The organism is Gordonia malaquae NBRC 108250 (assembly GCF_000344135.1).
GTDB lineage: Bacteria > Actinomycetota > Actinomycetes > Mycobacteriales > Mycobacteriaceae > Gordonia > Gordonia malaquae.
Map to the genome: position 1 here is coordinate 56,201 of NZ_BAOP01000029.1, position 16,591 is coordinate 72,791.

General features: G+C 65.1%; 23 protein-coding genes. 5 read left to right on the forward strand and 18 right to left on the reverse strand.

Annotated features, from left to right (window positions below; genetic code table 11):
* Position 1 precedes the first annotated feature (1 nt).
* From GM1_RS16500 to GM1_RS16550, 13 genes are all read right to left on the reverse strand, one after another.
* A complete protein-coding gene (locus GM1_RS16500) occupies positions 2-184 on the reverse strand; it encodes a hypothetical protein (RefSeq protein WP_008380696.1) in 183 nt (60 codons plus the stop codon).
* A 1-nt stretch (position 185) separates the two neighbouring features.
* The gene (locus GM1_RS16505) at positions 186-515 is read right to left on the reverse strand and encodes a hypothetical protein (RefSeq protein ID WP_008380698.1); all 330 of its coding nucleotides are present in this window, start codon (positions 513-515) and stop codon (positions 186-188) included.
* A complete protein-coding gene (locus GM1_RS16510; protein WP_008380700.1) occupies positions 502-732 on the reverse strand; it encodes a hypothetical protein in 231 nt (76 codons plus the stop codon). Before GM1_RS16510 ends, GM1_RS16505 begins: the two co-directional genes overlap by 14 nt.
* Positions 733-845: 113 nt before the next feature.
* Positions 846-1,157 (reverse strand): WhiB family transcriptional regulator, encoded by a 312-nt coding sequence (locus tag GM1_RS16515; protein ID WP_008380701.1) that lies wholly within the window; start codon positions 1,155-1,157, stop codon positions 846-848.
* Entirely contained in the window at positions 1,154-1,888 is a 735-nt protein-coding gene (locus GM1_RS16520) for a hypothetical protein (protein ID WP_008380703.1), read from the reverse strand. Before GM1_RS16520 ends, GM1_RS16515 begins: the two co-directional genes overlap by 4 nt.
* The gene (locus GM1_RS16525) at positions 1,888-2,109 is read right to left on the reverse strand and encodes a hypothetical protein (protein WP_008380706.1); all 222 of its coding nucleotides are present in this window, start codon (positions 2,107-2,109) and stop codon (positions 1,888-1,890) included. The genes GM1_RS16520 and GM1_RS16525 overlap by 1 nt, the downstream gene beginning before the upstream one ends.
* Complete coding sequence (locus GM1_RS16530; RefSeq protein WP_008380707.1) at positions 2,106-2,546, reverse strand: hypothetical protein; 441 nt, start codon at positions 2,544-2,546, stop codon at positions 2,106-2,108. The genes GM1_RS16525 and GM1_RS16530 overlap by 4 nt, the downstream gene beginning before the upstream one ends.
* On the reverse strand, positions 2,547-3,851 hold the full coding sequence (locus tag GM1_RS16535; protein WP_008380709.1) for an AAA family ATPase: 1,305 nt from the start codon (positions 3,849-3,851) through the stop codon (positions 2,547-2,549). It lies immediately after the preceding gene.
* The gene (locus tag GM1_RS16540) at positions 3,848-4,312 is read right to left on the reverse strand and encodes a hypothetical protein (protein ID WP_008380711.1); all 465 of its coding nucleotides are present in this window, start codon (positions 4,310-4,312) and stop codon (positions 3,848-3,850) included. The genes GM1_RS16535 and GM1_RS16540 overlap by 4 nt, the downstream gene beginning before the upstream one ends.
* Before the next feature lie 324 nt (positions 4,313-4,636).
* Positions 4,637-4,795 (reverse strand): hypothetical protein, encoded by a 159-nt coding sequence (locus GM1_RS22415; protein ID WP_008380713.1) that lies wholly within the window; start codon positions 4,793-4,795, stop codon positions 4,637-4,639.
* Complete coding sequence (locus tag GM1_RS23225; RefSeq protein WP_306302658.1) at positions 4,771-5,049, reverse strand: helix-turn-helix domain-containing protein; 279 nt, start codon at positions 5,047-5,049, stop codon at positions 4,771-4,773. Before GM1_RS23225 ends, GM1_RS22415 begins: the two co-directional genes overlap by 25 nt.
* A 369-nt stretch (positions 5,050-5,418) precedes the next feature.
* The gene (locus tag GM1_RS16545; RefSeq protein WP_008380715.1) at positions 5,419-6,567 is read right to left on the reverse strand and encodes a tyrosine-type recombinase/integrase; all 1,149 of its coding nucleotides are present in this window, start codon (positions 6,565-6,567) and stop codon (positions 5,419-5,421) included.
* Positions 6,568-6,781: 214 nt separating this feature from the next.
* A complete protein-coding gene (locus GM1_RS16550) occupies positions 6,782-7,234 on the reverse strand; it encodes a MarR family winged helix-turn-helix transcriptional regulator (protein ID WP_008380716.1) in 453 nt (150 codons plus the stop codon).
* A 75-nt stretch (positions 7,235-7,309) separates the two neighbouring features.
* Here GM1_RS16550 and GM1_RS16555 point away from each other — a divergent pair, with 75 nt between their 5' ends.
* Positions 7,310-7,687, forward strand: coding sequence for a cupin domain-containing protein (locus GM1_RS16555; protein WP_008380718.1), 378 nt, complete (start codon positions 7,310-7,312; stop codon positions 7,685-7,687).
* Here the strand turns inward: GM1_RS16555 and GM1_RS16560 are convergent, their stop codons facing one another.
* On the reverse strand, positions 7,688-9,076 hold the full coding sequence (locus GM1_RS16560) for a DUF2252 domain-containing protein (protein WP_008380719.1): 1,389 nt from the start codon (positions 9,074-9,076) through the stop codon (positions 7,688-7,690).
* 14 nt (positions 9,077-9,090) lie between these two features.
* Complete coding sequence (locus GM1_RS16565) at positions 9,091-10,215, reverse strand: aminotransferase-like domain-containing protein (protein ID WP_008380721.1); 1,125 nt, start codon at positions 10,213-10,215, stop codon at positions 9,091-9,093.
* A gap of 70 nt (positions 10,216-10,285) precedes the next feature.
* On the opposite strand from GM1_RS16565, the gene GM1_RS16570 reads away from it, so the two are divergent.
* Together GM1_RS16570 and GM1_RS16575 are read left to right on the forward strand one after the other, a co-directional pair.
* Positions 10,286-10,720: a MarR family winged helix-turn-helix transcriptional regulator gene (locus GM1_RS16570; RefSeq protein ID WP_040520477.1), complete on the forward strand. Its 435-nt coding sequence runs from the start codon at positions 10,286-10,288 to the stop codon at positions 10,718-10,720.
* A 29-nt stretch (positions 10,721-10,749) separates the two neighbouring features.
* Entirely contained in the window at positions 10,750-11,190 is a 441-nt protein-coding gene (locus GM1_RS16575) for an NUDIX hydrolase (RefSeq protein ID WP_008380725.1), read from the forward strand.
* Here GM1_RS16575 and GM1_RS16580 read toward each other — a convergent pair.
* Positions 11,184-11,789 carry a TetR/AcrR family transcriptional regulator gene (locus tag GM1_RS16580; protein ID WP_008380726.1) on the reverse strand — a complete coding sequence of 202 codons (606 nt, stop codon included), beginning with the start codon at positions 11,787-11,789 and terminating at the stop codon, positions 11,184-11,186. The genes GM1_RS16575 and GM1_RS16580 overlap by 7 nt on opposite strands.
* Positions 11,790-11,908: 119 nt before the next feature.
* Between GM1_RS16580 and GM1_RS16585 the strand changes: the two genes are divergently transcribed.
* Positions 11,909-13,300, forward strand: a complete 1,392-nt coding sequence (locus tag GM1_RS16585) for a lipase family protein (RefSeq protein ID WP_008380727.1) — start codon at positions 11,909-11,911, stop codon at positions 13,298-13,300.
* 57 nt (positions 13,301-13,357) lie between these two features.
* Here GM1_RS16585 and GM1_RS16590 read toward each other — a convergent pair whose 3' ends face one another.
* A complete protein-coding gene (locus GM1_RS16590) occupies positions 13,358-14,572 on the reverse strand; it encodes an oxygenase MpaB family protein (RefSeq protein ID WP_008380728.1) in 1,215 nt (404 codons plus the stop codon).
* A 124-nt stretch (positions 14,573-14,696) separates the two neighbouring features.
* Here GM1_RS16590 and GM1_RS16595 point away from each other — a divergent pair, with 124 nt between their 5' ends.
* Positions 14,697-15,368, forward strand: coding sequence for a TetR/AcrR family transcriptional regulator (locus GM1_RS16595; RefSeq protein ID WP_040520460.1), 672 nt, complete (start codon positions 14,697-14,699; stop codon positions 15,366-15,368).
* Here GM1_RS16595 and GM1_RS16600 read toward each other — a convergent pair.
* Positions 15,326-16,399 (reverse strand): DUF6670 family protein, encoded by a 1,074-nt coding sequence (locus GM1_RS16600; RefSeq protein ID WP_008380730.1) that lies wholly within the window; start codon positions 16,397-16,399, stop codon positions 15,326-15,328. The genes GM1_RS16595 and GM1_RS16600 overlap by 43 nt on opposite strands.
* Positions 16,400-16,591 lie beyond the last annotated feature (192 nt).

Here is a 16,591-nt window from a genome sequence, read left to right on the forward strand (position 1 = left end):
GTCAGAGTCCTCGTCCCTGCTTGAACCGTTCGCGGCCGCCTTCAACGCTGCCGGTCGGCTTCTTCTCGGGGTCGGCGGGTTCGCGGGTTTCGGCGACGAGGGAGTCGAACTGGTCGTCGTCCATGTCGGCGATGTACTGCTTGACTCCGGCGACGAGGGCTTCGGTGTTGGGTGTGCTGGCCATGTCAGGATCCTTGTTTGAGGTGTGCGTATTCGTTGACGGTCGCGCGGCGGAAGATCCACCGGCCGGCGACCTGTTCGCCGTCGAGGTCGGTGGCGATCCTGCGAACGTTCCGACTAGTGCACCGCAGGATCCGCGAGGCGGTCTCGGTGTCGATCAGGTCATCCGGTTCTGAGTGTTGTTCCTGCGGCCTTTCGCTTGTTCCGTATGCGGACGCCTCGGCGAGTAGCCGCCGCACCTGCTCGGGAATGGGTTGGCCGGTGAGCTGTCGGCGGCGTACGAACTCGGCGGTGACGTAGACGATCAGGCGTGCCTGGTCGTCAGAGACGTCCACTGCTGCCCTTGGCGAGTGCGTCGGCGATCTTGTTCGCGAGTTCGAGGGCGTCGGCCGGGCTGTGCATGATCCCGTGAATCGACAGGTGACCGCTGGCGTGAACGGTGACTGTGCCGACCGGCGACTGTCGATGCTCGGTGCACAGTCGCGATGCGGACCGGGTACGTCCTCGGCAGCCGGCGGCGGTGCAGTCGTACATGGGGCGGTGTGTGGGCATGGCGGGATCTCCTGGGGTCGTTGTGAGGGGGATGCACTGTTCGCATGTCCAGCCGTGGGCTGGGCCGCGGTAGCGCGGGCAGGGCCGCGTGCAGATTCGGCAGACGAACGGCGTCACGATGCGGCCTTACGCGGTCGACCGGGGATGGCCGGTTCGGGTGTGTGTCCCGCGATAGTGTGGCCGGTCGGGTTCGGTTCTGTGGCCGCCCAAGCAGTGCAGGCGGCGCGTGCTGGGCACCTGTCGCAGAGGGCCCTGGCACGTTCGCCTTTTTCGCGCGCGTGCGCGTGGGTTTCGGTGGCGTGCCGGCCGTCGAACAGTTCATGCCGTCCGATGCACGCGGCATCCTCAAGTTTCGGCGTGGACCGCAGAACCTTGATCAACAGCTGCTCGCACCCGGCCGGGTCGAAGTTGCGACCGAGGGTCATCGGCGGGCCTTCGACTCAAGACGCGCGGCCGCCTCTGTAGCGCTCTCACGCGCATGGCGCTGCTTAAGCCCACTGAGTTCCGGCGCAGTACCGTACGACTCGCGATCGCTCTGGTGACCCTTCACGACATCAGCGAACGACTCCGGGGCAGTTTCGTCCCACAGGCTCTCGATCGCCCACGCGTGTTTCAAGTTGATGCCCTCGACTAGTGGGCAGCTGTAGGTCTCACGGAGCTTGCGAAGGTCGAAACCGGGGCCTCCCGTCATGATCCCGAGGATTCGGTACCGGCCCGTGCGCCGCGGACGAATACCCCACCGTTCTGCGGACCGATCTACTTCGTGCCCGTTGAGGGCGACTCCCCAGGTCGCGACGATCCCGCTCGCATCGAACCGCGGTTGGCCGCTGAGGAAATCGAGGGTGTCGGTGAAGTGGAACATGTCGTGGACGTAGAAGATCCCACACGAGCACTCGGGTGATGGTGGCGTGTGGCCGTGATGGCACGACGCGACGATCACAGGGGCGTCGTACTCGCTGGCAACCAACGGTGACGCAAGCAGTCCGTTCGGGCCAACCTTCCAGTACCGCCAACCGAAGTCGTACACGTGGTCGCGGCGGAGTTGGCTGAATCCAAGTTCATCGAGCCTGGCCAGGCATTCAGCATGGAGACGCTGATCGTCGACCTCGTCATGGATTGTCGGGCGATTCTTCCGTCGTCGAGGTTTCGTACTCATCAGATGTGTCCTTCGTCGAGAGCATCGTGGAGGGCGTCGGCGAGTCGACGCGCTTGGGAAGAGGTGAACGTGAGGCCGGCGAAGCTGATGCTGTCGCCGGGGACGCGGTGCACGAACGGGATCGCATCGGCGGGCCGGTGGTCGGTGCAGTATCCGGTGACCGATCGAGTGCCACGGGCGCAGGAGTCGCATTTGCGTGTGGGGCGTCTGCGGCGGGTCATCGAACGGCCCTCAACCCTCGGCGGGGATCCGGTGGCGCCGTGTAGGTCGCGGTGCCGGTGAACGTCATCGGATCCCACGCGACGGTTACTTGTCCGCGGTCTCCGGGCTTCTCGTTCGGTGCCAGCGAGTACGGCCCGACAACCACTGGTTCGACCGGATGCTCTGCGGGATCGGCCGGCCACAGGTGCGACACGCGTAGGCCTCCGTCATCGAGGGACAGATACGACACCATCGGTCGGCCGTCCGAGTAGAGGGTGAACGCGTGGAGAAGCCGCGGCAGGTCGAGCTTGGCGGCGCTGAGGGCGTCGAGCGGCCCGGAACAGCAGTCGTCGGCGTGTCCGTGATCGGATGCGGTCTGGTCGAGCCATTCGACTACGCCGAGGAGTCGGCGGACTTGTGCGATCAACTCGTCGGTGTGACGGTTCGGGGAGTGCATTTACTCGGCCTCCTGTCGGTTGAGGATCTGTTGAACTCGGCTGGTCACTCCGGGCGTGGACGCGGTGATCCCTCCGGGAGGTGTCTGACTGGTGCCACCGGTGTGCTCGCGCGTAGACCGTGGCACAGGTGGCACGGGTCGTTTCGAGTCACTACCAATGCTCTGACCTGGTGTTTCGATCACTCGCTGACCTGTGCCACCTGTGCCACGTGCCACGTGTGGTGAGCCGGTGGCATGGGTTGAGGGCAGGCGCCATGTCGATTTCCGGCCGTCGAAGTCGATCGCGACGCCGAGGTCCTGGCGGGCTCGCTGCAACGTTCGCTCGCTGAATCCTGCGGCCTTGCCGTCGCGCTTGGCATCGGCCGAATCGCGGATCTGGTAGCCGAGGTAGGCGCTGAGCCAGTCCGACGCCGCGGTTCGTTCGGGGCCGTCCGACGCTTCGACGGGCCGGCCGGCGTCGCGGAGGACGTCGCCGACGCTCTTGTCGGAGTCGCCGAGGATCACGAACCGGCCGACCTCGGCGACACGTCCGGAGTCCGTGCGGATCTCGGTGGACTCGATGCGGTAGCTCAGGGCGAGGCTCTCGTCGCCGAGACTGTTCTTCTCCTGGGACATGACGCGTTCGCCGTTCTCGGCGTCGGGGTCCTTGGCGAAACCGAAGACGGAGCGGGCGATCTCGCCGAACGCGGACGACCCGTTGATTCCGGCGACGACGTCGCCGTTGCCGCTCTTGTTGAGGTGGGCGATCCCGACGACGACGCCGTCGATCTTCTCGGCGAGCTGGCGCCACGGTTCCAGATGCGATCGGACCTCGTTGTTCCGGTTCACGTCGGCCTTGCCGCCGATCATCGACATGAGCGGGTCGACCACGACGAGCCGCACTCCGTTGGTGCGGCACGCCTCGATGAGGAGGTCCATGTCGGCGGTCGCGACGGGCGTCTGTCGGACTCCGTCGTCGAACCGGATCTCGACCTCGGGGAAGAACACTCGGGCGAGGTCGGCACCGTGAGCGCGAAGACTCGGTTTGACCACGTAGCTGATGGACTCCTCGCGGGCGACGTAGGCGACGTTGGTCGGTTGTCCGAGCCAGCATCCGGCGAGGGTCCCTCGGGTGACCTGAGCGACGAACCATCGTGCGCTCGTCGACTTGCCGGCACCGGGGCGTCCGGCCCACAGGGACACGGTGCTCAGGGCGATTCGGCCGCGGTCGCCGTAGGTCCATGCCCAGGTCGGGACGTCGTCGGGAATGTCGCTGGCGCGGTTCATGACGATCTGACGCGTGTAGTCCTGGTCGGGAGTGCTCACGCGGCACCTCCTCGGACCGCGGCGAGGCGTTCCCAGATCGCGCGGAGTTCCTTCCCCTCGCGGATCAGGAGCGACCACAGATCGAACTCGGGTGCGTCCTCGGCGCTCGCGGTGAATGCTTCGCCGGCGGCTGCGAGCCGCGCGCGGAACACTCGTGCGAGGACGGACGCCGCGTACTCCGGCATGAGTTCCGGGTAGGCGACGGTCGTCACTGCTTCGGCCAGACGCGTGCGGACGAGATCTCCGGCATGCCCGGCATAGTGACCGCGGCGCAAGAGTTCGGCTCCGACGAAGGCAGCGTCCGGCGCGCGGCCCGACGCCGCGAGCTCGAGCGATAATTCGAGGATGGTCGCCGTTGGCGCATCGAGCAGACGGACGCTGTCCGGTTGGCAGACGCCGAGGATCTCGGCGACCTGGTGGGCCGGCGCGAGAAGCGTTGCAGCTAGCAGGGTTTTAGGCATCGGCGCCGCCTCGGCACTTCGGGCCGACGTGCTCGGCGACACTGCGATCGGCCACCAACCACGACCGGCAGACTCTGCAGCGGACCGCCAGGCGGTATCCACGCGCTCGAGCTTCGGCATGTAGTTGGGCGTCGGGGCCGAGATCGGGATCATAGGAATGATCGGGCGGATTTTGGGTACGCGAAGTAGGATTGTCCTTGGACATCTGGTGTGATTCCATTCCTGCCCCCGGGTTTCCCGAAATATCATTTCGGGCCGGGGGCGGTTCAGTTTCCAACAGGAGCGGTCAGGAGCCTTTGGAACTGCGAAAGAATGCCGCCGAATCTAGCGGCGTAGATCGTCGGTGTTGTCGACGTCGAGTGGGTAGTCGAGACCGAGATCTTCAGTGTCAGCGATTTCCTCGTAGCGATCAGCGCGCGAAGATTGCCGATGCCCATCGCTGAACAATGGCATGGCGATCAGGCCGCGGATCCGCGGAGCCATGCCGCGAGGTCATCCTCACGGATTCGGATTGACCTTGGTCCGATGCGTGTAGCAGGGATTGAACCGTCCGCAATGCGGCGTCGAACTGTCTTCTCGCTGAAGCCGCTCTTCTCGGCTGCTGCACGAATCGAGAGATAGGTCGGTACGCTCACTCTGACACCTCCGGGTGTTGGTGTAGGGAAGCGTCGACGTCGGATCCGCCAAGATTGAGCGTCGGCGCTTCCCCTGTATTTGATTGGGTCAAGTCCGTCCACGGATTTCCTCGGGGGGATTCCTTGGGACTGTCCAAAAGTAGATCAGAGTTCACCGGCATTGTCAGGGTCGGATTCCACAGGTGTGCCCGGAGCTCGTCCGAGTAAATGCGCAACGCGCACGCCTCAAGATGACCTCTCGGTCACCTCTCGCGGCGTCCCGTAGGCAACACAAGGACATACTCGTCTCCGTAGGCACGGCGTACGCGGAGGGGGCTGTTCGGTGCGCTATATGCAAAGACCAGCCGTAATGTCGAGATCCCGGGCAGCGTGGAGTCGGAGCCGAGAAGCTCCCTAGCTCCCCCTACTCCGCAACGCGAGACAGTTCATCTGAATGGGGGACACGACATGCCGACCGACACGCCGATAGTGCTATTCGGAGTCCTCGTCCGGCTTCGCGACGAGCGCGCTCATCGCAGCTGCGACCGATGCATCCCGACCCGCGGCGATGTGCTGATAGTTCATCGCGACCGCCGGCGTCGTGTGGCCGAGACGACCCATGAGCTCCCTGACTGTCGCACCGGCCTGCGCGGCGAGCACGGCACCGGTGTGGCGAAGATCGTGGACGCGGACGTTCTTCTTGCCGGCGGGTAGCGCTGCCTTGAACGTTTTCGTGAACGCCGACTGTGACAACCGTTTGCCGCGCGTGGTGCGGAACAGCAGCGACTCAGGGCCGGGGCCGACGTACTCGGTGATGTGCGCCTCGAGGATCGTCGCGATGTGCGGCGGCAGGACGACATCGCGGGCACCCGCTTCGGTCTTGGTGTTGCCGACGACGATCTGCCCGTCCACGAGCGTCGCAGCGCGGCGGATGCGGAGCGAGACCACACCGTTCTCGCGGACCACGTTCTTGCGGCGTAGTTCGATCAGTTCGCCGAATCGGAGACCGGCCCATGCGGCGACGAGGACCGCGGCACGGTACGACTTCGGCATGGCGGCGTACACGTCGTCGAGCTCGGCCGGAGTCAGGATCTCGTGATCGCGGCGCTTCGGGGCCTGCCCGGCGCCCTTGATCTTGCACGGGTTCTCGACGATCAGGTGGTCGTCGACTGCCGTGTTGAGGATGGACCTCAGCAGTTGGTACGCGTGCGCGGAGCGCGTCGGGTACTCACTCCCGAGTCCTGCCCACCAGGTGCGGATGAGAGCGGGGGAGAGGTCGGACAGGTACTCGTCGCGCATCGTCGGGAGGATGCGGCTGTCTAGCAGTCCGCGATAGAGCGATCGCGTCTTGGGAGTGAGGTCGCGCTCGACGAGCCACTGTTCGGCGTACTCGCCGAACATGACGAGCGACGCGGCCTTGGTCTCGGATCGCTCGGCCGGCGGAGTCCATTCGCCGAGTTGGATCAGGCGGGACTCGGCGGCGAGCCAACCCTCGGCGTCGATCTTCGCGTCGTACGTGTGCGGTGCCGTGTAGTAGCGGCCGGACCCGCGCGGGTCGGGATATGACGCCTGGTACCGGCCGCTCGGCAGCTGGCGGAGCTTGCCGAACGTGCGGCGCTTCGCCGAGCGTGCCCTAGCCATCGTGCACGGTCCGTGCACTACATGAGTTTGACTGTGGGTTGTTGTGCCCGCTCGTGTCCACATGTAGAGTCTCTGTCACCTGCACAGTTAACGTCAATATCTGCAGGTAGTCCAACTGAAACGACTCAGTTCAGCGGCCAGGTTCGAGTCCTGGCGGCGGAGCAGTGTTGGGCTTTCGAGCCCTGCGGGTCGGCGCGAGTGCCGACAGGCGTCCTCACGCCCAGTCCGACAGATCGGTGTCGGAGCGTCCGCTTGCGCTGACGATGGTCAGGGTCGCGAGAGTCGTGGCCACCGCGTCGTCTCCGGCAGCGGCTCGCCATTGACTGATTTCGTGTCGGAATCGGTCGGCCGAGAGCTCAAGCAGCCGATGCCCCCGAGCGCTGACGGTGATCACTCGTTCGCGGCGATCGTGTTGGTTCTGCCGTCGTTCGATGAGTCCTAGTGATTCCAACGACTGCGCCGTTTTCGTCGCAGCCTGCTTGGACACGCCGAGGCGCGCGGCGAGATCGACACTGGTGCACCCGGTGCCTATCGCCTGGAGGGCGAAGCCGTGTGTGGCACGGACTCCGGGGAAGCCGTGGTCGGCGAGATGTTCGTGAACGGCGTCGACGAGGCTGCGGAAGGCCCGCATCAGGAGGAAGGGGGCGGCGGAGTCGTCGGAATTCATGGAATCAGCATATCTCGATATCGACAATGTGGTTGACTACTATTCGTCAACCACATTGTCTATTGGAGGTTTGCAATGACGCACCTGACCACCACGAATGCGCGCCGTTTCGACATCCACGGAGTCGAATTCACCTCATTCGTGTCGAGTTCGACCGGATCGACGTCCCTGGCCGCGTGGCGCGCCGACTTCCGTCCGTGGACGCCGGGCCATGCGCACACGATGAGCCGCGAGGAGGTCCTGTACGTCGTCGACGGCGTACTCGATGTGGAGATCGACGAAGAGGGCTTCGCCGCGGTCGCCGGAGATGCAGTTCTCGTACCCGCGGGAGCGACCTTTCGTGTCAGCAACAACTCGGGGCGGCCCGCTTGCGCCTGGGTGACGACAACTCTGGGCATGACCGCGACGATGCTCGACTCCGGTGCCCACCTTGTTCCGCCGTGGGCGCAGTGACTACTGGCCCGGCCACCCTTCGACAGCGTCGACGGCGCCGTCTTCGACGGCCTTCGCGAGTTGTGCGTGGTCTCGGTCGTTCTGATCCGCGTAGGCGAACGCGAAACGGCCGAAGGCGTCGGCTGCCTTGTCGGAGCTGCCGAGGTAGTCGTGGATCGCCTGGACGTCACCGCTGCGGGCGTGGGCGCGGGCGAGTACGTGGCCGCATGCGGTCGCGAACTGTGACAGGCGCGGCGCGATCATCTCGCCCTTCGGAATCACCTTGCCGTCGCGGAACTGACGGACGTAGAAGTCCATGCGCTGGTCGGTGTCGTCGCCGATCGACGTCCATCCGACGAACATGTCGGTCGCGCTCTGGATCATGCGCTGCCCGTGGATCACCCTGGAGCCGTGATTGGCATACGGGCTCTCCCCGAGGAACTGCTCGTACACCGACGGTGCGGCCTGCTTGACCTGCAGGAACATCGGGTCGCCGGTGCGGCGCTCCTCGCTCAGGGTCAGGAACACGCGCATGCCGACGCTGCCGACGCCGACCACCTGCTGTACCGCGTCGACGAGGTCGAAACGCGACCACAGGGAGGAGATGTGGTCGGGCACCGACTCCTGGTATTGAGTGATGATCGATTCGAGCTCACCCACGTGATCCCGGAGGGCGTGTGTTCGGTACGGAGGGTCTTCGGTGATGCGTTGGACGCCGTCGACGACGTCGGTCAGCTTGCGGAACGCGCCTCGGCTCGAACGCTTCTCGGCGCGCTTCTCGATCAGCTTGTCCAGTTTGTGATCGTCGTCGTCGGTCGCATAGTCGAGGAGTTGCTCGGTGCTGACGCTGTCGTACCAGATGTCGATCTCCGGCCACGTCGAGTAGCGCGCGATCCAGTCCCGGTAGCCTGCGAAGCCCGCGGCGACGGCCGCCTTCGCATGCTTCTCGACGCCGTTCGACCTGGCGAGGATCACCAGGCTGGCGAGGAAGCGCTTGACGTCCCATTCGAACGGGCCGGGGAGCGTCTCGTCGAAGTCACGCAGGTCGAATGCGAGGTTCCGTTCGGGGGTCTTCCAGAGACCGAAATTGAGGACATGCGCGTCACCGCAGAGTTGAACAGTGATGCCGGTGTTCGGCGACGACGCGAGGTCGGCGGCCATCACAGCCGCGGCGCCGCGGTAGTAGGTCCACGGGGTCGCCGCCATTCGGCCGTGGCGAAGCGGTAAGAGTCGCTGATCACGAATCGTGTTCTGCGCCAGGATCGTTGCGAGCGCGTCGTGCCCACGCGCTTCGGGCTTCCAGTCGCAGAGCGACTTGCGTCCGACCACCTTGCGCTGTGCTGCGCCGTCGATGCTGACGATCTTGTTGGGACGCGATGTGAATGCCTGCTCGCCCTGCCAGAGGTTCATCCGCACATCTTGCCTCACGATCCGCGCCGATCGAAGCGTTCGGCGACCAAGTCGGCCAGGATGCGCAGTCCGCGGTCGGCGTCGTCGTGGTCGGCGTGGCTGAAGTTCAAGCGCATGGTCCCCAGCGTCGGCGGACCCGCGTAGAACTCCTCGCCGGGCATGAATGCGACGCCGCGGCCGACGGCCTCGTCGAGAAGGCGGCGGGTGTCCATGGGCTCGCGCAGTCGGAGCCAGAAGAACAGTCCACCCGGCGGGCTGGTCCAGTCGGCCAGGTCGGCGAAGTACGTGCGGAGCAGCTCGTCGAACCCGTCCCGTCGATCGCGATAGAAGTCCACAAGGGAGTCGAGACGATCCTGCCAACCGGATCCGGTGATCGCGTCGAGGACTATCTGCTGGGACAGGCGTGAACTGTGCAGGTCGACGGCCTGCTTGAGCATGACCAGACGGTCGAACAGGTCGGGTGACGCCGTCATGAAGCCGAGCCGGAGGCCAGGGGCGAAGGTCTTGGAGAACGATCCCTGGTAGATCCAGGAGGCGCCGTGCATTCGCGCGACGATCGGGGTCCGGTCGACGTCCGCGTATGCCAGCTCGCGGTACGGGTCGTCTTCGAACAGGACGGTTCCGTTCTCGCGACATGTGTCGGCGATGCGGTCGCGCTCGGGGCCCGATGCGCATGCTCCGGTCGGGTTGGCGAAGGTGGGGACGACGTACGCCAGCGACGCGTCGGCGAGTCCCGTGTCGTCCAGTCCGGTGAAGTCCGCGCCGTACAGGCGAAGAACCTGAAGTGCGGCGAGATATGTCGGGTCGTCGACGGCGGTGATCGTTCCCGCGTCGATCATCAGTTTTGCGACGAGGTCGATTCCCTGCTGGCTGCCGCTGAGGATGATCACCCGATCGGCGGTGGTGTCGACCCCGAGGGCATGGAGGTGGTCGGCGACTGCGCGTCGCAACGCGGGCTCGCCTTCGCTGGCGCCGTATTGCAAGGTCTCGGGGCCGACACTGCCGGACCAGGCGGGAAGTGCAGCAGCGGCAGGCAGGCCGCCCGCGAAGGACACCATTCCGGGGCGGTCGACAACACTCAGGACGGTTCGGATGGGTGAGGGGCGGAGGCCGTCGATACGATCGGAGAACGTCGGCATGGTCATCCTCTTTCGCCAATAGGTCAATCAGGTTGCCGTGATTCTGCGCGGTTCCGGGAGGTTCGTCAAGATGTTTGACCAAAATCGTGAGGCGGTGCTCCGCCAGGCGATCGAAGACCTGTACTTCGGCTATCGCGCGTTCACGGCTCTTCCGGACGAGATCCTGGCGGCGAGCGGACTGGGCCGTACGCATCATCGAGTCCTCTACTTCGTATGCCGCCGTCCCGGCATGTCCATCGGGGAACTGGTGGCACTCCTCGACGTCACCAAACAGGCTCTCCATCGGCCGATCAAGGACCTCGAGGTACGTGGCCTCGTGGTCAATGCCTCGGATCCGGGTGATCGGCGGGTGCGGCGGCTCACTGCGACGGACGCGGGCTCCGACCTCGAGCGACGTCTCACACACACGCAGATGGTGATGCTCGACGAGGTCTTCGCCGACGGGGACGGGGACTGGTACTCCGTGACGGGCAGAATGGCGAACCTCGCGCGCGAGAAAGGCTGACCTGCGCGCTTGCCGGATAGCCTGGGTGCATGCATTTCACCGAGTACCACACTCGCCTGGCGTCGTACGTACTTCTCACCGACCGCGGACAGATCCTGCTGTCGCGGTTTCGGGGAACGGCGACGCAGGCTCCGTGCTGGACGATGCCCGGCGGTGGAGTCGAATTCGACGAGTCGCTGCACGATGCCGCGGTTCGGGAGGTTTACGAAGAGACCGGATACCGCATCGAACTGGGCGCGATGCTCGATTCCGACCACTCCGCGGTTCCGGCCTCGGCGACGAGAGGGCCGGTCCGACTGCAGCGGTTCGTGTTCGCGGGAACTATCACCGGCGGTGTCCTGGGCACCACTGAGATCGACGGAACCACGGAACGCGCCGTGTGGATGCCGATCGCCGATGTGCGGGCGCTTGACGCATCAGACCGTGCGGACGTCGTCGACCTCGCGCTCACGCACGTGGAGCCTCACTGACGCGGGCCGAGGGCCTGCGGGAGGAACTCTGTGAGGACAGCCCGCGTCAGTGATCGATCACGGGTGACTACCTGCTGCAGCATGAGTCCTTCGTGAAGCGCGACAATGAATGTCGGAAGGAGTGCGGCCCTTGCCGCGCCGGCGCCTGATCGCTCGAGGATCGGCGCCAGAGCGCTCTCTAGACGAGCGGCCAATGCGTCCTCGAAGGCGGTAAGCCGTTCGGCCAATGCCGGATCGCGTGCGGCGGCGAGCGTGAACTCCGTCGACACCATCGCCCATCGGCGCGACTCCTCGCTGTTGGCGAAAAGGGACTCGAGGGTCGACAGCAATGCGGCGTCCACGTCGCCTGCGGAGCTGGTGATGGCGCTCTCGATCCGCGCCACCTCCCGCTCCGCGTGTTGTTCGAACAAGGCGAGGAACAGGGCTTCCTTGTTCTTGAAGTGCAGGTAGAACGTACCTCGTGACAGCGCCGCCGCCGAGCAGATCTGGTCGATCGACGTAGCGTGAAACCCCTTGTTCGCGAACAGATCCCAACCTGCGCTCATGATCGACGCGACAGTGCGGGTGCGGGTCGGTGCGCCCTTGGCCAAGTCGGCCACGTCCTTCCATTGACTTCGACATCGGTCGATGGCATTCTATCGCTCCATAGATACACATCATGTCTATTTATGGTGGCATCGGGGCCGCCCATGATGGTGTCGATGGGGAGGATCTTCAGATGGTGAGAACACTGACTCGGTGGGTCGTGCCGACCGCGGTCGCAGCGCTGGCGCTCGCGATCGCTCCGGTGACGGGAACGCCACAGTCGTCGGCAGCTCCGCATCAGCCGACGACTGGATTCTTCGCGGTCCCGGCCGGCGTCGCCGATCTGAAACCGGGAACCGTCATCCGGTCTCGGCGTGTTGCGGTGAAGAGCCTGCAGGCGCTCCCGCTCAACGCCGATTCGTGGCAGCTGCTGTATCGGACGACGGATATGAACGGCGCTCCCGACGTCACGTCCACCACGGTCATTGTTCCCCGGGGCAAGCGGCCGTCGAAGCTCCTCTCCTACCAAGCGGCGACCGACGCTGTCGACTCGACGTGTGCACCGTCGTACCAGCTGACCAAGGGCGCGCCCATCGACCTGACAACGCCGAAGGGGCCGGTCACACTGAACAATCCGGCGGCCGAGATGCTGCTGGCGTCGGCGGGCCTCGCCAAGGGCTGGGCGGTCGCGATTCCCGATCACGGTGGATCCCGCAACACGTTCCTCACCCCGCATCAGCCCGGATACGCGGTGCTCGACGGTGTCCGCGCTGCGCAGTCGTTCGCGAAGTCCGGACTGTCGACGTCGAGCCCCACCGCGCTCTGGGGATACTCCGGCGGAGCGATCGCCAGTAGTTGGGCCGTCGAGGAACAGCCGACCTACGCGCCCGAACTGAACATCGTCGGCGCAGCGTTCGGCGCGCCCGAGCGTGATCTCGCTGCGTCGTTGAAGTCGGTCAACTTCACCCCGCTCGCCGGACTGATCCCGATTGCGCTCGGTGCGCTCGGCAAGGACTCGTCGGAGTTCACGAAGGCGCTGAACAAGTACCTGACACCTGCGGGCAAGGCCAAGATCAAGCGCACCCTGAGCCGGTGCGTCGTCGAGAACATCGTCGAGAACCTGTGGTTCGACTACCGGAACTTCCTGACCAAGCCGGTGAACGTGGTCCTGCGGGACCCGGTGATCAAGAAGACCATCGCGGCGCGCGGAGTCACCGGGCGTGGAAGCACAGTGCCCCTCTACATCTACAACGGAATCACCGAAGAGGTCGCGCCGATCACGGGTACTGACAAGCTCGTCCGCTCGTACTGCCGGGCGGGCGGCCGAGTGACGTACCGACGGGAACAGCTGCCGCCGAATCCGATTCCCCAGATCAGTTCGACTCACGGGATCGAACTGATCCTCGGCGGGCCGGCCGCACTGTCTTGGCTCGATCGTCGGATGGCGGGTGTGCCTGTCGCGTCCGGGTGCGACGTCAAGACCACCCCGAGCACATTCGTCACCGCAGGCGCACTGCGTGAACTCGGACCGTCGTTCATCGTCAACCCGCTCGCGACGATGCTGGGAGTCCCGGTCGGGAAGTGACCGCCGTTTCGGCCCCGCGCTCGTCATCGAGTGCGGGGCCGAGTCGTCTGTCCGGTCCTACTTGTAGTGCGGATTGTTGCCACCGGGCAACTCGATGCTGATCGGCATGCGCAACTCCGCCATGTACAACAGCACGAACTGGCGGAGCATCTCGTCGAACGTCCAGTACGCCTCCTTCGGCATACCGGCCTGAAGCACGCCCTCGCGGACCAAGGTGAACGGCCCCCATGCGGCGTTCAAGAGCGGATCCCACACGGGTTCGCGCGGAATACGCAGGTCGTTCGCGATCTTGTCGCCGAGCATGAAACGGGTGAGTGACCCGAGCACGCCGCGGCTGAGGAGTGTCAGATCGAGCTGCATGCCGAGATCGCGCAGCATGTCGGCGATCTCGATTCCCTCGGGCGTCGCCTTCAGCACGGGGTCGAGAACCTGCTTCGCCTGAGTCTCAGCGGTGGCCCACGTCGCAGGGATGTACTGGTCCTCGATGCCGAGCATGTGGCCGGCCACCTGCCATGAATGCAGGAAGCCCTCCGACTCGGCGTGTTTGAGCGGTACCTGCCACCGGTTCAGCATGCGCATGACAGTGGTCGGCAGACTGTGCCACGTGACCATCATGTCGGCCTGTGTGATCGGCACCGTTTGACCCGACACGCTCGACCAGTGTGCTGACTGGGGGAGGAGGTGCCGGACGGCCGAATGAATCAAGCGGGTCTTCACGCAGGTCACCGACATCTCCCCGGATGGCGCATATGCGTTCAGCGAGCCGATGTCGTAGCCGAGTTTCGCCGTCTTGGAGATTCGGTCCTTCATCTGTGCGCCGCCTCGCGAGTAGTAGACGGCCCTGGCCTCATGCGGGATGACGGCGCTCATCATGCCGCTGGCGAAGCCGTACAGGGCGCCGAGATACGTGCCGCGCTTCTGGTTGAACGTCACTGCGTCGGCGAGCTTGTCGCGATCGGCCCAGGCCGGGAGGCGTCGAGAACGTTCGACGAAGTCGCGCAGATCACCCGACAAGCCCGCGGGGAGCGGCTGCTCGTTCTTCGTCCACGCCCGCAGCGCGCGGTTGACCTTTCCGACGTCGCCGCGTTTGTAGACGTCGGCGATCAGTTCGTCTGGTTCGGGGTCCCAAGCCTTCTTGGGATCGGCTCCGGTACCGGTTCCCGGAACCGACCCGGCGGGCGACCAGGTCCACGGTGTCGCCGACCCTGCCGCCAGTAGTGCCCCTGCTCCGGCCGTCGCCTTCAACACGTTGCGTCGTGTCACATGCTCCATGCTCATACCCTCCGTACGCATCCCCGACAGATGCCGATGTAACAAATCATCTCGATCTGTAACATGGATAGCACCTCGTGATGACGATCACAAGGAGTTGGTCGGAAAGGGTAGGGTCGACGCGATGACGGCAGACGAGAACGGGGCTCCGCGATCGTTGATCGAGCGCGCGACACGACGTGCGATGGAGGGGGTGGGCCCACGTCCAGTCGACGCGACACGCGACAAGCTCGTCGACGCAGCGTTTCATCAGTTCTGCATCGACGGCATCGCGCGAACGTCCATGGAAGACGTGGCAAAACGCGCAGGCACCTCGAGGATCACCATCTACCGCAAGTTCGAGAGCAAAGACGCGCTCGTCGACGAAGTCATCGGCCGTGAACTCGAGGCGTACTTCCGCTACTTCACGCAGGCGATGGCGGAGTCGGAATCGCTGGCCGACCGCGTCGTGACGGGTTTCGTCACGTCGGTGCAGAGGATCTGGTCGAACCCGTTGATCAAACGCCTCATCGACGACGACCCCGCACTGGTCCCCGGGCTCGTCGGCGGTGGCGACGGGCGCAACATGTACGTGGTCAGCGCCTTCGTCGCACAAGCCTTGCGGAGCGAACAACGGGCGGGCAATCTCGACGCAGGCGTCGACCCCGACATGGCCGCCGAGATGATCGCCCGCATCGCCGGGTCGTTCGTCACGACACCCGGCGGGTTGGTCGACCTCGACGACGCCGACCAGCTCGCGGCCGTGGCTCGCGACTACCTGCTGCCGATGCTCCGTGTGTCGACCCACTCCATGTAGCCCGAACCGGCCACCGGGGCGCCCCGGAAGACGCCGTCGTACGAGTAGGCGGAGACGTACCCCCGGCCATGACCGAACCGGAGCGGACTGTCGACTGTCGCGTCGATCCGGAACACCACAGAGGCCCCGTCTCGAACCGTCCAGCGCATCGTCTGCGGAACGCGCATGGTCCGGCCCCACCGGTCGGTCTGCGGCCGATCCCAGGCGGTCACCTCGAACGTGACGTCCTCATAGACCGACGTCTCCTCGCCGAGGACACGTACATGAAGGAGACGGCACGCCGTGCGGCCGCGAGCCTGGACGTCGGTGAGAAGGAGCTGAGACCGTTCGTCGAGCTCGATCACCTGGTACGTGAACAGATCGACGGGGAGTTTCAAAGCGCTCGGGAGAGCCTTCGACACCGCCGCCTGGTGTCCCATCGCCCTGGCGTACTCAAAAGTCCCCAGACCCGAAACCGCGGTGGACCCCGTCGAATCGCGGATCGTTCCCGTATACGGAGCGAGCAGGCTCAGGTGTTGGTAGATGGGAGTGCGTACGAAGTACGACACCTGGTCGGTCAGTTGAAGATCCAGATCGACCTCGAACGTCTCGTACCGTCCAGCCACACGAACGTGCTCGCCGTCGATGGTGAGCGTCAGGTCATCGCCCCACCGCAGGATCGAGCCGTCCGCGGCGAAGTCGCAGTCCGTGCGGGAGTCGTAGCCGGCGTAGTGATGCTGATCGTTCGATGCGGTGGACGACAGCACTGTGGCGAGTCCACGAACGTCGGAGGTCGCGAGTTCGTCGTTGTCGAACGCTTCGGTACCCGTCGGGCCGATGAACGTCATCGTGTTCACGTAGCGATAGGGATCGGGAAGGCGCGGGACGAACACTCCGTAGTGAACGACCGACCAGAGCCGAGACGACGGATAGGGCCGGAGCGGCTCACCGCCGTCGAACGGCCGGCTTGATGCGGCGATCCGCGAATCGACCAAGGGACGTGCGGCGTCGAGAAACAGTCGCGACGCGAGGCCTGAAAGCACCTGGTTCATGGAGCCATCGTTGCAAGAATCCGCGAGCGTCGCCCGGCCACCTTCCTGACCTGCAGATTTGACGTCCAGTTCCACGATGCGTAACTTATGTCGAGTCCGAGCGGCCAGGCCGCGAAGGACAAACTTCCTCCAACTTCTTCACCGGGTCGCGAGATTCTGGTGGTGGTGTTGGTGGGTCTGGTTGCCGCCGAG